The organism is Mangrovibacterium lignilyticum (assembly GCF_010882175.1).
GTDB lineage: Bacteria > Bacteroidota > Bacteroidia > Bacteroidales > Prolixibacteraceae > Mangrovibacterium > Mangrovibacterium lignilyticum.
In genome coordinates, this window is sequence record NZ_WKLH01000002.1 from 598,702 (window position 1) to 613,931 (window position 15,230).

Here is a 15,230-nt window from a genome sequence, read left to right on the forward strand (position 1 = left end):
TTTAGTCATTAATTAGAGCGATTTTGAAAAAAATAATACTCTCCAGAACCAATTTCGTAAACAACTTTTCCGTCCTCTTTTCTCGATATCTTAGTTTTAGTCTCTACTGTTTCATTTCTATTTACGGAAATGTAAACCGTAGCCGATGTGTTTGCCGGAACAACAAAACGATAATGGTGTCCGTCTTCTTTTTGTTCCCAACTGCTTTCAATTCGGCCATACATTGAGTCATAATGTCCTTTGGCGTACGTCATTTCACCTGTTGAATCCGGTTCTGGCTGTAAAATGAAATGCTTGAATCCGGGATGGCTTTCATCTCGGGCTATTCCTAACGAATAATTATACATCCAGGCTGCCACTGCTCCGAAAGAGTAATGGTTAAATGAGTTCATGCGATTATTTCCGCCAAAACCATCAACATGAGTATATGAATTTAACCGTTCCCAGATCGTTGTGGCACCTTGTGTTACCGGGTATAGCCATGAAGGATAGGAGGTTTGTTGCAGTAATCGGTATGCTGCATCCGAATTTCGGGTTTTAGACAATGCCTCACTAATCCAGGCAGTTCCAATAAAACCAGTCATCAATGAATATGGCGAGCATACATTCCCGTTATCAGCAATGTTTTCTTTTTTTACCGTTTCAACAAAGCTCTCAATTGCTTTCTCTTTATTTTTTTCATTAAATATGTCGAAAACCAAAGGAAGCACATAGGAAGTTTGTGTATCAACAAGTTTGCCATGAGATACGGTCTTGCCAGTTGTTTCATCCACATAGGTTTGATTAAAAAAGGCTTTTCTATCGGCGCAAAGTTGCATGAAGGAATCTGTATCTTCTTTTTTGTCCAGAATTGCTGCGACCTGCTGCATTATTTCCAGATCATAAATAAAGTAGGATTCCCATAGCAGCGTCTTTTCACTCTTATCATATTCCGGACTAAGCCAGTCACCCAAACTGGACCATTGCCAACGGTCTTTATCTTGAAGGATCCCTGATATCGGATCTATCTCGTTCTTCAAATAGTTAATATAATTTTTCATTGCTTGGTAATGCTCCGCCAACAGGTCTTGGTCTCCGTATTGTTGGTAGTTTTCCCATGCCACAGTTATTCCGGCACTTCCCCACATAACCCCGCCAAAGCCACCACCTAAAGGAGCAACATCGGTAAACCGTCCGTCTTGCCGTTGGACATCTCGCATCGCACGCATATGACGTCTCAGGAACTGAGGAATATTTGCCAAATAGGTAGCCGAACGGGAGAACACCGAGATATCGCCACTCCATCCGAGTCGCTCATTTCGTTGCGGGCAATCGGTTGGTATAGACAAAAAGTTTCCGAATGTCGACCAGGTTATGTTTTCCCAGAGTTTGTTGACTAACGGATTTGATGTTTCATAGTGAGAAGCAAGTTGATGAACAGAGCTTAAAACTGTTCCTTTAACGGCTACCAGAGGAAGAGCATTATCAATCCCGGTTATTTCGATGAAACGATAGCCATGAGAAGTAAAGCGGGGATGAATACTTTCATTTCCTCCTTTGGCGATATAAATATCCTGAGCCATAGCTGCCCGAATATTCTCCAGCATGATCATTCCTACATTTTCTTTGTATTCAGGAAGATCAGGGTATTTGACTTCAGCATATCTTAAGCTGATTTTTGTTCCCGGTTTGATATCTGTTAACTCAATAGCCGGGACGCCAACCATGTTTTGTCCCATATCATAAACAAAAACTCCGGGTCGTACTTCGTCTACCGAGGTTGCAGTAAGTTCCCTCACTTTTTGTACCGAGTTGCCAATTTGCCCAATAAGCTTTTGCTCTGAAAAGTCGTCAACTAAAGGCATGTTGTAATGTGGATTAATGCCGTCTCGGGTAAGCTGATTGCTTAAGTTTATCTCTGAAGCCGATTTCCAAAGTGATGCGTCATAAGATGGCGTGGTCCATCCTTCAACCAACGAGTCTTTTGACGCGTCGTAAACCTCTCCCTGATACAAGCTTCCGTAAACGACGGGACCATTATTGTAGTAACTCCAGGTTTCCGGACTACTAACGACTACGTCTTCGTGCCCATCCTTATAGGTGATAACCAACTTGGCTAGAAGCGACTGCCTATCACCAAAAAAGTTCCAGAATTCACCCATGTAGGTGATACCGCCGCTCCACCATCCTTCACTTAGTACAGCTCCCAAGCCATTTTCCCCGGGCTGTAAAAGGTCAGTAACATCGTATGTTTGATAAAGCTGAGTTTTGTTGTATTGGGTAAGACCCGGATCGAAATAATTCTCGCTGATTCGATTACCGTTTAGATACATTTCGTAAATCCCGCGGGCAGTTGCGTACAAGCGCGCTTTGGAAATGTTCGATGAAGAAGCAGAAAAGGTTGTCCGTAACATTGGGACAGAGTTCCGACTTGGATCGGCCATTATTTGAGTTTCGGATGCTTCACTAGAAATTTTATAATTATTATTCTCAACGATCAATTGGGGCGAACCGGAAAAAATTCCGCTATAAGGTTGTTCATCCAATTTTTCTAAAAAAAGGATATTTGATGGAGATCTGAAATTGCGGATCTCAACATCAGAGAAAGACGCTATTTGTCCGACGGAAATGGAAAAACCGATATCACCGACAACAGGAAAGGCAATGAAATCGCCTCCTTGTCCCAGCGGATTAAGGTTAACTTCTGCTATACGATTTTTTTCATCCACACCATCAAGGTATATGCGGGTAAAGCCAAGGTTTGAATCAATGGTTACACGATGCTTCTGGTATTTATTTTCGCTATTGATAATTGCTGACGAAATTGAGAACGTTCTAAATGGAACATCTTTCTTATCATCGGGATGATATCCAACTCTGTAGATATTCAGTTTGGCATTTTTATTCGAATTTAAAGAGCTAATTTCAATCTCAAATTTGACATAGCATTCGTCTTTTTGATTTGCCAGATGATACAGGTTTTTATTTTTATCCATCAGGCGTTCATCATTTGCCCCATAAATGAAACCTGCTTTTGTCGATTGCGATTTCTCATTCAGTTGCAAAGAATAGTTTATCCTAAATACGGGAAGATAATGTGCGTAAAGCACTATGTCATCATCGCTCCCGCCAATCCACTTTGCACCGCTCCAGGCAGAAAGCATAGGACCAGGATTCATCAATCCAGTTTCGAACCACGATTTTGCAGTGTGCTTCTTATTCTCGTTATCCCAAACACTCAATTTCCAGGAGTAACGGGTAGTTGGAGACAAAGGTGTTCCCTGATATTTGATGTTCAAAGATTCGTCGCTAACAGTTTTATTTGAATCCCAAACTGTTTGACCAGTTTCGTCAGTAACCAACAGCTGGTAGGCAATTTGTTTACAGTCGCGTTTATGATCAGGTGACTCCATTTGCCAGCTAAAACTAGGAATCTCTACATCAATGCCCAATGGCGTTTCTGTGTATTCTACTTTCAGGTTGGTGATTTTTACATCCTGGTTAATAAGTGTACATTGGGTGAGAAGTAGGAGTACAAATAACTTTAGGGTTCTCATTAGTTTTAAATTGTTAAGGTTTCCGGTTTTCTTTGTTTTCTGAGCATAGCACTTTCTACATGCAATGAAAAAAATAGGTGCAATTTCAACGCGATATTTTCATCGCTACTGTTACTTTAAAAAAATAAGAGTGAGAATATCTAGGTTATTGTATTCTCACTCTTTTTTTTTGAACGATTAGAAATACGGATTTAATGCTGTTTCAGAAGACGGCAACGGAAACAACAAATTGATTGTTGTATATGAAGCAGGTGCAACAGTGATTCCCTCAGGGAAATAATATGCTTGAGGATCTGCTTTCACTCTTTCGCCATAGGCCTTCATCACCTGTTCCGCTTTTTCTGAACGAACTAAATCCAGCCATCTTTTATTCTCAAATGCAAACTCGACTCTTCTTTCTTGTAAGATTGCGTCTCTCATTTCGGATTGGGTCGTAGCTGGAGTATCCTCCAACCCTGCTCTATGTCTTACTTCATTCAAAAACGGTCTAGCTTGATCGGGCTCATTTTGTTCATTTAATGCTTCTGCCAAGAATAACAAAACTTCAGAATATCGATATACCGGGAAATTATCATCTGTGTTGTTTGTTAGCTCATGTGCATGAGCATATTTTTTGATGTAAGGATAACTTACACCGCTAGCGGAAATATAACCGACTGATGCTTCTTTTCTGGCATCACTCGCTTCGTAGGCTCCAATGACATCCGGAGTAGGTATATTGTATCCTTCAATTGTTCTCGAAACTTCAGGTATCCCCGTTACTGCCGTGATTTCCTCTGCAGTGATCGGTTGGACCAAAAATGTATAAAAGAAATTGCTGGCAAACCCCTCTGTTCCTTGTTTGTATTGAATTTCAAACACAGATTCACTGTTATTTTTCGAGGCAGGATCAAATACATCTGCATAATCTGGCACCAAGCTGTAACCGGTTACAGTTTTTAAAATTGTCTCAGCTTCCGACCAATCTTTTAACACGATATAGACATTGCCCAACAATGTTTTTGCCGCTCCTGAAGTTGCACGGCCTTTTTCCTGTGTTGATTTATCAGGTAGAAGATCTACCGCTACAGTCGCATCTGCAATAATTTGGTCGTAAATCACCTCGACGCTCGAAAGCGGAAGTGCACTTTCCCCCAGCGTTGTTACAGGTTCCAGATGTAATGGGACTTCACCAAAATATTGGACTAAATCGAAAAAGGCGAGAGCTCTCAAAAAATAAGCTTGTCCTTTAATGTTATCCTTCACAGATTCGTCAAAATCGACATCATCAATGAGAGCAATAATTTGATTAGCTCGCGCAATAACCGAATAGTTCGATGAATATTTTGCTGACAAGGCACCATTTGTATTTTCTTCAATGAAGTCGGCAACGTACTCAGGCCAAATTGTACCTCGATCGTTGGAATTGTACTTATAGGTCGTATTGTCCGATCTTAGTTCTCCCATTAACCATGCTCCGTTTATTCCATTGTATAATCCTCGTAGTGGCGCATATGCTCCATTTATGGCCTGTTCAAAGTCACTTTGACTTGAAAAGTAAATTGGTGTACTCAAAGACGTTTTAGATGGAATCTCTAAGAAGCTTTCTTTACAACTGACCAAAAAGAGAATGGTAGCCAGTGAGATTATTATATTTTTTTTCATTGTATCGTAAGTTTTAGTTTCGTTGATTACTTAAGACTAACATTCACCCCAAACGTAAACGTTCTTGGCACAGGATATGCGGAAAAGTCGATGCCCTGAGCAGTTGACCCTGGTTGGTTTCCATTGAAGTCAATACCAACTTCCGGGTTACCGTAGTCATATTTTGAAAATACAAAGGCTTGTTGAACACTGGCATAAAGACGAAGATCTTTAATAAAGTTCAGCGTTTTGGTTGGCACAGTATATCCAAGGGTTATGTTTTTGATGGTCAGATAACTACCGTCTTTCACGAATCGACTATGGAAATCATCTCTGTCATGCCCGGTAGAACCAGTAGTCTTACCATACAAGCCAGCTCCTGGATTATCTTCGGAACGCCAACGATCTTTAACATTTTTAAGAGCATTAAATACACCATCAAGGTTGACAAAACCTTGTTCCATTGCTGCAACAATCTTATTCCCGTAAGAACCGGTTGCAACGATTGAAAGATCAAAATTCTTGTATTTGAAATTGTTTGTGAAACCAAATGTGAATTTTGGGAATGGATTTCCGATTTCTGTTCTGTCTCCGTCTTCTCCGGTTCCTGTGGTTATTTTTTCATCATTGTTAACATCCCGGAACTTAATCGTTCCAACCTGAGAATCTACCAGTTTGGGCGAATTGTCAAAATCCTGCTGATCGACGTAAACTCCATCCTGGATTAATCCATAAAACTGACCAATTCGTCCTCCGACTTTTGTGATTGTAGAAACAAAACCTTGCCAAACATACATTTCATCACTCAATGAGGAAAGCTCTATAACTTTGTTGTCACTAAATGCAATATTGAAGTTCGAGCTCCATTTCAATTTTCCAACAAGGTTATCAGAGTTAACGCTAATTTCATGCCCCCAAAATCTAATTTTACCAACATTACCGGTGAAACTATTGAATCCGGATTCTGTAGGTACTGCTAGGGTATACAACAAGTTGGTGGTTTCCTTTCTATAATAATCATAAGTAACAGATACACGGTCATTAGCAAAACTGAAATCTGTACCCAAATCAAATTCTTTGGTTCTTTCCCAACCTAGTTCGTCATTCCCCAGGTTGGTAACAGCGATTCCCGAATAGCTTCCATTATTGAAGGTCGTATTTACTCCACCGGAAACAGTGCTATATTGCGTATAGTTCCCAATGTTATTGTTACCTGTGACTCCGAAGCTACCACGTACTTTCAAAAATGACAACCAATCAAGATTTTGCATGAACGGTTCTTCGCTTACAACCCATCCCGCTGATACCGCAGGGAAGTTCCCCCATTTTTTGTTCGAACCGAAACGAGAAGATCCATCTCTACGAATACTTGCTGTTATTAAATATTTGTTCTTATAAGTGTAGTTAAGTCGAGAAAGATACGAGATTAGGCTCCATTCCTGAATATCCATCGATGGGTTGTTTTTTACCAATGCAGCATCAATTGTCTGGATTCTGTCATCTGAAAAATTAGATCCACTGAAGGAACTGGCATCGTATCTATACTTTTGCGCCGTATAACCTGCAAGAACTTGGAAATTGTGATCTTTAATTGTTTTTGAATACTCCGCCGTATTTTCCGACAACCAGGTCCAAAATCTTCTGTTAGCTTCATATAGGTTTGCGGTTAGCTGGCTAGGAGCACTGGCAAAAGCCCTTCCCGCAGTAGATGGTTGAAAATAATGAACAAGCGTCTGTACTAATTCAACATTGGCACTTGACTTTAATTTCAAACCATCGATAGGTTCATATTCGATATAGGCGTTAGATATTAGGCGTGTATCAATAGTCTTGTTTGAAATTTCATCGATTGACCGAACCCAGTTGGGAGTCGGAAAGGTTGTTATACCCGGTGTTGTTACGGTAACAGGGTATGTGCCGTCTTCATTTTGGTATGCTAACACCGGAGGGGTTAATGCAGCATTCAGCAACAATCCGCCGGAGCCAAAGAATTGTCCGTCAGTTGATGGTGAATTACCGTAATTGTATGTCGGTGCAACATTAACACCCAATGTCAATCGGTCTGCAAGATTAAATTTGGTATTGGCACGCAGGGAGAATCTTTTGTAGTCTGAGTTAAGCATGACGCCCTTTTGGTTAAAATACCCGGCGACAACAGCACTGCTGAATTTTTCCTTATTGGTATTAATTGTAACACTGTAATCATTAATTGTTCCGGTTCTTAGCATAGCGTCATACCAGTCGTACCCTTTACCATATTGTTCGGGATCTTGGTAGGCATCCGGAACTGTTTGTCCCAGATCTTCATAGTATTCTTTTTTGAATTGAGCCCATTCAGTTCCGTTCATCATATCGGGTCTTCCTTTTTGAGGAACATCCTGAAATCCGGTATATGCAGCAACGCTGATATTAGTTTGGCCGGATTTTGCACTTTTTGTCGTAATTAAAACTACCCCAAATGCTGCTCGTGAACCATAGAGAGAGGTTGAAGCAGCATCTTTTAGTACTGTAATAGTCTCAATCTCGTTTGGGTTAATATTAGAAATACCCCCGGATACAGGAAATCCGTCGACAACATAGAGGGGTGACGAACTGGTTGAGAGGGAGGCAGAACCGCGAATTTGGACGCTCATTCCTTGACCGGGACGTCCCGTTCCCTGGTTTATTTTTACACCGGCAAACTTACCCTGCAACTTTTGTGTAAACTGAGCCACCGGGATTTCCTGCAATTCAGCTGATTTTACGGTTTGGAGCGATCCTGTAGATGTTCGTTGTGTCGTATTTCCGTATGCTATTGCTACGACTTCGTCCAGACCAATGGTTTCTTCCTCCAATACAATACTAATTATACTTTGTCCGGCAACAGGAATCTCCTGAGTTTTCATTCCGACAAAAGAGAAAACCAATATGACATCTCCTGGCACATCTTTTAGGGTGTATTCTCCGTTGGCATCGGTTATTACTCCTGTTGTTGAGCCTTTTATTACAACAGTTACCCCTGGAATAGGGGAACCCGATGTATCATTTACTTGTCCGGTAACTTTCGACAGCAATTGATTTAGCACCTTTGTTTCGGGACTATTTTCTGTACCTGTGATAATTATTTGTCTACCTAGAATTTTATAAGAAGCATTTTGTCCGTCTAACAGCCGTTCTAAAATCGCGTTAATTGATGCGTTTTTAAGATTTACATCAACCCGTTTATTTACATCAACTTCCTCATTTTTATAAAGAAATATAAACTCGCTATTTCGTTCGATGTAGTTGATTGCATCCCTGATTGTTACATTCTCCAACTCCAGGCTTAGTTTCGTATTTTGGGAATAAGTGTTGGCGGAAACTGCCATCACACAACCAAAGATAAAGAGCGTTAATAACTTCATAATACGCCATACTTTTAAAGTATCCTCTGTGAGGAAACTTCGTGACAATTTTTTTTTCATAAATTTGTGTTGCTTAAGTGAATAATTTACTAATGGGTTTAGTGATTATTTGCCAAACCGGGAAATGCGGGAACATTTTCCGGTTTTTCTTTATTTCATTACATAGTTTTTTTCATTTATTGGTTCAACATTCATTCTTGTAATTACCGACAGGTAGTTTAAAACATCTTCACTGTTCTCACTTAAGTTAAGTTTTCCGCTGATCTTCATTTTTCCCTTCTCTGGATCATTTAGAATTATCTTAACATCGTAAAGTCTTTCAACCTTGTGAATTATCTGATTTAATTCAGCGTCTTCAAATTTCAACATCCCGTCTTTCCATAGTGTATAAAATTCTGTATCAACACTGTCAATTTTTACACTTTTGGTTTGTTTGTTGAAGGTTAAGATTTGATTGGGCTTGAGTAAAACAGGCTTTTCGAATTGTGATGATATGTCATTGGAAACTGAAACAGATCCTTCAACCAGTACTGTCTCTATTTTTTCATTTTCAGGATAAGTCGTGACGTTGAACCTCGTTCCTAAAACTTCGATGTCGATTTGATCAGTTTTGACAATGAATGGTTTATGCTTGTTCTTAGAAACATCAAAAAAAGCTTCGCCAATCAGGTGCACAACTCTTGAGCTTCCCTTGAATGTTGATGGATAAATCAATCGACTGCCAGCATTTAAATATACAACGGTATTGTCGCTAAGTGTTATTTGCGATTTGCTGCCGTATGGTACGATTAGTTGATTGTTATTCGAATCTTCTTTTTCAATCATGTTAAACTGGGAGTCGTCGGCTATAATTTTATCTCCTTTGTAAACAACAGAAGAGTTTCTTTTTAGAGGAATTGTGTTGCCATTACTTAATAATAATTGGGCCGTGTTTGAGTGAAAAGAATAATCGGTTGCAGCAAGGGGCCTAATGTCTTCTTGTGATACGTCGTTTGAAATTATCAAATACATGACGAGATTTCCCAGCATAAGGAAGAATAAGGCAACTGCAGCGTACCGTAAAATATGAGAACTAAATTTTCTGAGCTGCTTTACAGGAACTGGCTTTTCTTTAGCTGCCAAAATATTTTGAAGTAAGTGTTTCTTTTCAGTTGCACTTAGCTCCTTATTTTTCAATTTCAGTTTCGAGAGCTCTTCTTTGATCGATAAAATCAGTCTCTTTTCGTCCTGATTTTTTTGAATAAATTCTGCCCAGTATTTTTCGGTTAGTTCATCCGGCTGGAAGATCCACTTCATGAAATACGGGTCATTTATGTAATCATTGTACTTGGACATGGAAACAGGCGTTTCCTTATAGTGGGCCGGACGTTGAAAATCGGACAAATAATAAGAGAAAGATTTTATGCTCTAAAACACAAGGAGAAAAGTTCCAGGAATTGATCTATAAAATTGACATTCAGTTTTTGTAATAATCGGACGATTTGCTTTTGAACGGTTTCTGATTTTTTTCCGGTCATTTCTCCAATTTGTTGGTTGTTTAGACCAGAGTAGAATTTTAAATAGAGTAATTCTTTCTTTTCAGATGGCAGGGAGTTTAATGCTTTCTCCAAGAGCTGAAGCTTGGATTGTTCTCGTTCTGTCGACACCAATTTATTTTCGATGTCAAGTTCAATGTCAAAAGATGGTAGTACCGAATCCTGGTATTCGAAGTACAGGTCCTCTTTGGTCAGCTTATGAATGAGTACCCGTTTTAGTGCTTTTAGAAGATAGAATTCAATACTGTCAGGAACTGATAATCGTTCTCTCGAAGAATAAAGCTCTACAAACAACTGTTGAATTGAATCCTTTACCAAATCGTCATCGGAACTGATTTTAGATCCGTAACGATACAATATATCAACATATTGATTGTATATCTTCTCGAAAGCAGTTTCGCTTCCGGCTTTAAAGTCGCTCCAGATTATCTGCCAATAATCCATTTGTTAGATTAGTTTAATGTTACAAAGCTATAATAATTTAATGTCGTTCAAAAGAAGTACTTTTTATGGTGATTTTATTCATTAAATTGAAATCATATGTCTGGCAACTGATACCCAAAGAATAACAATCCAACCCGCTTTAGAATACGATCAAAAAAGGGGAAATTCCCCTTTCGCTCAGTCCTCTTCTGGCAGCATGATGAAAATGGATATGCAACAAAAAACTGTACGGCTAGTTAAGCGCTATGCTGCTATTCTTTGATTATTATTTAGTTGTTCAAATTCTTTTATTGTTTTGTATCCTAAAGCCGAATGCCTTCTTCTTTTGTTGTACCATGTTTCAATCCAGCCAAACAAGGTTAATTTAGCATGTTCCTGGTCGAAGAATCTGTCGTGATAGACCAGTTCAACTTTAATGGTTTTAAAGAAGCTCTCTGCAACGGCATTGTCCCAGCAGTTGCCTTTTCTGCTCATACTTCGGCTAACTAACTTCTCACATCCCAGAAGATTGGTGAAAGCATTGCAGGCATACTGGATGCCACGGTCAGAATGAAAGATTAGTTCATTTGTAATCGGACGGTTCTTTACTGCCATTCTCCATGCAGGAATACTTGTTTCTTCCGCGCTCATGCCTTTGCTCATCGCCCAGCCAATTATTTTACGATCAAATAAGTCAATAATGACAGTCAGGTACATCCAGCCTTTGTTTGTTCTGATATAGGTGATATCGGAAACCCAAACCTTGGCTGGAGCCATAACCGAAAAATCCTGATTTAACAGGTTGGGAGCAATCGGATATTTATGTCTGGAGTCAGTTGTCGCTTTGAACTTTCGTTTCCGCTTGGCTTGCAGTCCTGCTGCGTTCATCATTCGTGCTGTACGTGGTCGAGACACCTTGTGTCCTAAAGAGCGGAGTTCTTCGGTCATCCGTGGGCTTCCATAGCTCTGACCACTATACTGAAAAATCCGTTTAATTTCTACCAATAACTTCTGGTTTTCATGCCAACGACCAGAATCTCCGGTCTGAAGCCAGTGGTAGTAACCGCTTTTGCTTATTTTGAATACTTTACACATCATCTCGATAGAAAACCGATTGCGGTGATCACTTATAAACTGGTAGATTTCCCATCGTTCGCGGAGAAGATGCTGATTGCCTTTTTTAGGATATCCCGTTCCATCCTGGCTTCTCTAAGCTCTTTCTGCAAGCGAGCATTTTCCCGTTCCAGATCCGTCATCTTTGGGGTTCCGTGTCCCGGAAAACTATTGTCTTTATACTGACTAAATTCCTTACGCCATCGATAAAGTAATGCTCGGTCGATCCCCAGTTCATCTGCAATCTCACTGGCATTCCCTCTGGCATAGGATAATTCGACTGCCTTTTTTTTAAATTCTTTGTCAAACTTCTTTCTCATAGGACTCATAATGTAGGTAAATAAATTATACTTAACCTACCGTCCAGTCAAATGTAGCAGTTCCATTGGTGTTGTCAATACAATCAAAACAAAAAAAGAAGTGAAGGAATACAAAATCATAAACAACTGAATTTAAGCCACAAACAGACATAAGCATGCGCATTTAATAATTTACTAATATAAAAAACAATGCTTTTTACGTCTTTGACCCGTAAAGACATATATATAAAGGTATGTGATACCAAGCACTCAACAGTCCTATCAATTGGGATACAAAATACCGTTTATAAAGTGCACTCAAACAAAATAAAACATAAACAACATGAATAACACAGACACAATATTAATGACTGTTGAAGAGGTTGCCAATAAATTAAGCCTAACAAATCGAACTGTACGCAAACACATTCAATCTGGCAGAATTCCAGCTAAAAAGGTGGGCAAACGTTGGTACATATCATCGAGCGATTTTTATAAGATTTTCGCCGAATATATGACTACTTAAGTATCGTTTTTTACTTATAATTTTGCTTTTTAATCTGTGTTCTTGGGGACACAAAAAACTGCCATTTCTGCATCTGCCTCATACAGTGCAAAAACGTCATCTTCAAATAAAAAATCTAACTCATACATGAATCTTTCAATTCAGAGCGATGATTTTGCAAACTACTTTACTGAGCACAAAAAGGAGTTGATTATCAGCTCCTTTTTTTTTATTGTCACACCCCCGAAGAGTTTAAAACAAGTTGCCCTGTTCCTCTGGATAATTACCAAGTAAAAGAGACGACGACCACTTACGCGTGCGAATGCGGCAAGTAGCTAATGTACTTGTCGTTATGGCCTTTGGAGGATTTCGTTCATTAGTAGCGTTGCTATTCCATGATATCTTCCTTTAGAAAGGAATTCAAAATCAAACTAATAACAACATACCCCAGATATCCACCTGTTGTAAGCACCAAAACAAAATCTATTTCACTATAAAGCTCATTCCAATCTGTTTTATAATAGAGAATACTACCAGCATTTAACAAATTGAAAAAAAGAAAAATAACAATCAAAATCATTAATTGTCGCAGCGGGTTGATTTGTACTTTCTTCATTGATTGAGTCATTAAATGAACGAATTTAGATTCGATAGTGATCAGGCATGCTTATTTTGCGTTCTTCGTCGATCGCATTTTCGCCCAATAATGTCCATAAGCTGGTGTAATAGGCTTCTTCTACCATCCGGTGTGGAATCTTCCCCTGCCGGATAAAGTTGGCGAAAGCCTCCATCTGCAGCATACTGTCTTCGTAAAAATCTTCGGGCATCAGCTCTTCTCCCTTGTATTCAACTGCTCGTTCCGGCACCCAGGACTCTCCTCCAATAGGGATATTATCAAAGATTCCGTGTTCAATGTTGTTGATCAATTGCCGTATTCCCGGTGCAGGCGGAGGAACCTCGGTGTAAAATCGATTTGCTTCAAATTCAATCGTTCCCTTGCTTCCAAGAATCTGCTCTTCCAATCCGTATTTTTTATTGCTGGTCATCGAATCGTAAACGAATTGAACTCCGTCGGGAAAAGTATAAGTCAGGGAAACACTGTCGGGAACGGTGCGACCGTCTTTCCAAAAAACATTACTCCCGGTTCCGATCACGCTCACCGGCACTTTGCCCGTTACCCATAAAGCTACCTGTAACTGGTGGGTCATCAATTCCGTCAACAACCCCACAGAAAGGTCCTTGTATAACCGCCAGTTGATTTGTCGTTCCAAATCAAAATTGTTGTCGGGCAACGGTCGACGCCAATTATTATTTCGGTGCCAATAAGCACGCATCTGCGTTACCTGTCCGATTTCACCGTCCTTTATGCGCCTCATGCCCTCCAAATAAATCGGGTTGAACATACGCTGGTGACCAATCTGCAAAATTTTACCACTTGACTTATGAGCGTCGTACATCCGCTTAACGTCATCCGGCGTACGGGCCATTGCTTTTTCGCAAAACGTATGAATCCCGGCAGATAAACAGTCCATTGTAATAGCAGCGTGTTCCGTCAGCGGAGTTGCAATGACAACACCATCCAACTTTTCCTGCTCCAGAAGTTCTCTGTAATCGCTATAGGTTTTTACCTCGCACATATTCTTCCGGCATACCGCCTGAGCGTACTGAAGATTGGGCTGATAGTTATCGCAAATCGCAACGATCCGGATATTGGCCGTTTCCCTGATTTTCAGAAGTATGGTCAGCAGAAGCGTTCCTCTTGATCCCGTTCCAATAACGGCAATGCTGAGTTGATCGGACAGACTTAGAGATACCGGCTTATCCTCTGCAAACGACTGCAACCAAGGTGCTGACAATAAAAACAAGGAAGACCCGCCCATTGCCAGGTCTTTCAGAAACTCGCGCCTGCTTTTCTCCGGTTTAGTTTTCGTATTCATAAATTCGTTTTAGTTCGTTGGTTTTTTGCTGAATAAAAACGCTGACTTTTTGTGGTTGAAACTGATTGATCACTTGATCGAAATCGTTCTCTTCGGCGGCTACCAAAGCAGTCGACAACACCTCTGCCCTGAGCGGACACTCGTCCTGAACAAAGACTAGCCGGCTGCTGGTTTCCAGCTTTAAACGAATTGGATTGATAATATGGTGAATCTGCTCTTTGCCCTGCCGGGCTCCGCTGATCGAAACAGCATGGTCATTCAAATGAAAGACAAAGGAATTTCCGTTATCATTCCGGAAGGAAACCGGCCAGGCGTTCCCGGAAGGATGCTTTCCAAGCGTTAGAATGGAACTCCCGCCAAAGCTGACAAAACAGTTTTCGATTTCTAAATCCGTCAGTGTTGTCTTCACTTTTTTCAGCAGAAGTCCTTTCCCAATCGCTCCAAAATCGAGTGATGTGAAACGATTTGCAAACTTAACCCTCCTGCTTTCGTAATCAAGCACAATTTCGGGTTTCGAATAAACCGTTTCGCCTCCGGAAATACCGGTCGGAATTGTTTCTGCATTCTTCTTGAAATGTCCCAAGCCGATATTGAAATACCCCAAGGTCAGCTTATTGAATCGTTCACATTCTTGCAGAATATCCCACAACGCATCACTGACACCAGTCCAATTATTATGAGCCTTTTGATTCGCAGCAAATGTTTCAGCCTCTGGATTGAACCGACTTAAAAGCTTTTCAAGTCTGCTCATTTCCCGCTGCACAGTGCGCCTCATTTCAGTAGCTGTTTCTTCCGAAACGCCAATTAAAACCAGGTCGAGAACCGAATTCATTCCCGCAATAGATTGATGAGTGTATTTCGACACAGCCGACATCA

The 15,230-nt window shown here is 40.2% G+C and carries 10 protein-coding genes; 1 reads left to right on the forward strand and 9 read right to left on the reverse strand.

What is annotated here, in order from left to right:
- Positions 1-8 precede the first annotated feature (8 nt).
- From GJV22_RS09875 to GJV22_RS09900, 6 genes are all read right to left on the reverse strand, one after another.
- Positions 9-3,536 carry an alpha-L-rhamnosidase gene (locus tag GJV22_RS09875; protein ID WP_163712385.1) on the reverse strand — a complete coding sequence of 1,176 codons (3,528 nt, stop codon included), beginning with the start codon at positions 3,534-3,536 and terminating at the stop codon, positions 9-11.
- Between the two features lie 177 nt (positions 3,537-3,713).
- Positions 3,714-5,180 (reverse strand): RagB/SusD family nutrient uptake outer membrane protein, encoded by a 1,467-nt coding sequence (locus GJV22_RS09880; RefSeq protein WP_163712387.1) that lies wholly within the window; start codon positions 5,178-5,180, stop codon positions 3,714-3,716.
- A 26-nt stretch (positions 5,181-5,206) separates the two neighbouring features.
- On the reverse strand, positions 5,207-8,542 hold the full coding sequence (locus GJV22_RS09885; protein WP_205461816.1) for a TonB-dependent receptor: 3,336 nt from the start codon (positions 8,540-8,542) through the stop codon (positions 5,207-5,209).
- Positions 8,543-8,692: 150 nt separating this feature from the next.
- Entirely contained in the window at positions 8,693-9,838 is a 1,146-nt protein-coding gene (locus tag GJV22_RS09890; protein ID WP_163712393.1) for a FecR family protein, read from the reverse strand.
- A gap of 104 nt (positions 9,839-9,942) precedes the next feature.
- A complete protein-coding gene (locus GJV22_RS09895; RefSeq protein ID WP_163712396.1) occupies positions 9,943-10,521 on the reverse strand; it encodes an RNA polymerase sigma factor in 579 nt (192 codons plus the stop codon).
- A 243-nt stretch (positions 10,522-10,764) separates the two neighbouring features.
- A protein-coding gene (locus GJV22_RS09900; RefSeq protein WP_163712400.1) for an IS3 family transposase occupies positions 10,765-11,942 on the reverse strand; the annotation gives its coding sequence in 2 pieces (ribosomal slippage) (positions 10,765-11,684 and positions 11,684-11,942; 1,179 coding nt in all).
- A 337-nt stretch (positions 11,943-12,279) separates the two neighbouring features.
- Between GJV22_RS09900 and GJV22_RS22405 the strand changes: the two genes are divergently transcribed.
- Positions 12,280-12,438 (forward strand): helix-turn-helix domain-containing protein, encoded by a 159-nt coding sequence (locus tag GJV22_RS22405; protein WP_394367550.1) that lies wholly within the window; start codon positions 12,280-12,282, stop codon positions 12,436-12,438.
- A gap of 367 nt (positions 12,439-12,805) precedes the next feature.
- Here GJV22_RS22405 and GJV22_RS09910 read toward each other — a convergent pair whose 3' ends face one another.
- The 3 genes from GJV22_RS09910 to GJV22_RS09920 are packed head-to-tail and all read right to left on the reverse strand — an operon-like array spanning position 12,806 to position 15,186.
- On the reverse strand, positions 12,806-13,033 hold the full coding sequence (locus GJV22_RS09910; RefSeq protein WP_163712406.1) for a hypothetical protein: 228 nt from the start codon (positions 13,031-13,033) through the stop codon (positions 12,806-12,808).
- A gap of 25 nt (positions 13,034-13,058) precedes the next feature.
- Positions 13,059-14,354, reverse strand: a complete 1,296-nt coding sequence (locus tag GJV22_RS09915) for a Gfo/Idh/MocA family protein (RefSeq protein ID WP_163712408.1) — start codon at positions 14,352-14,354, stop codon at positions 13,059-13,061.
- Positions 14,338-15,186 (reverse strand): FAD:protein FMN transferase, encoded by an 849-nt coding sequence (locus GJV22_RS09920; RefSeq protein ID WP_163712411.1) that lies wholly within the window; start codon positions 15,184-15,186, stop codon positions 14,338-14,340. Before GJV22_RS09920 ends, GJV22_RS09915 begins: the two co-directional genes overlap by 17 nt.
- Positions 15,187-15,230: the final 44 nt, after the last annotated feature.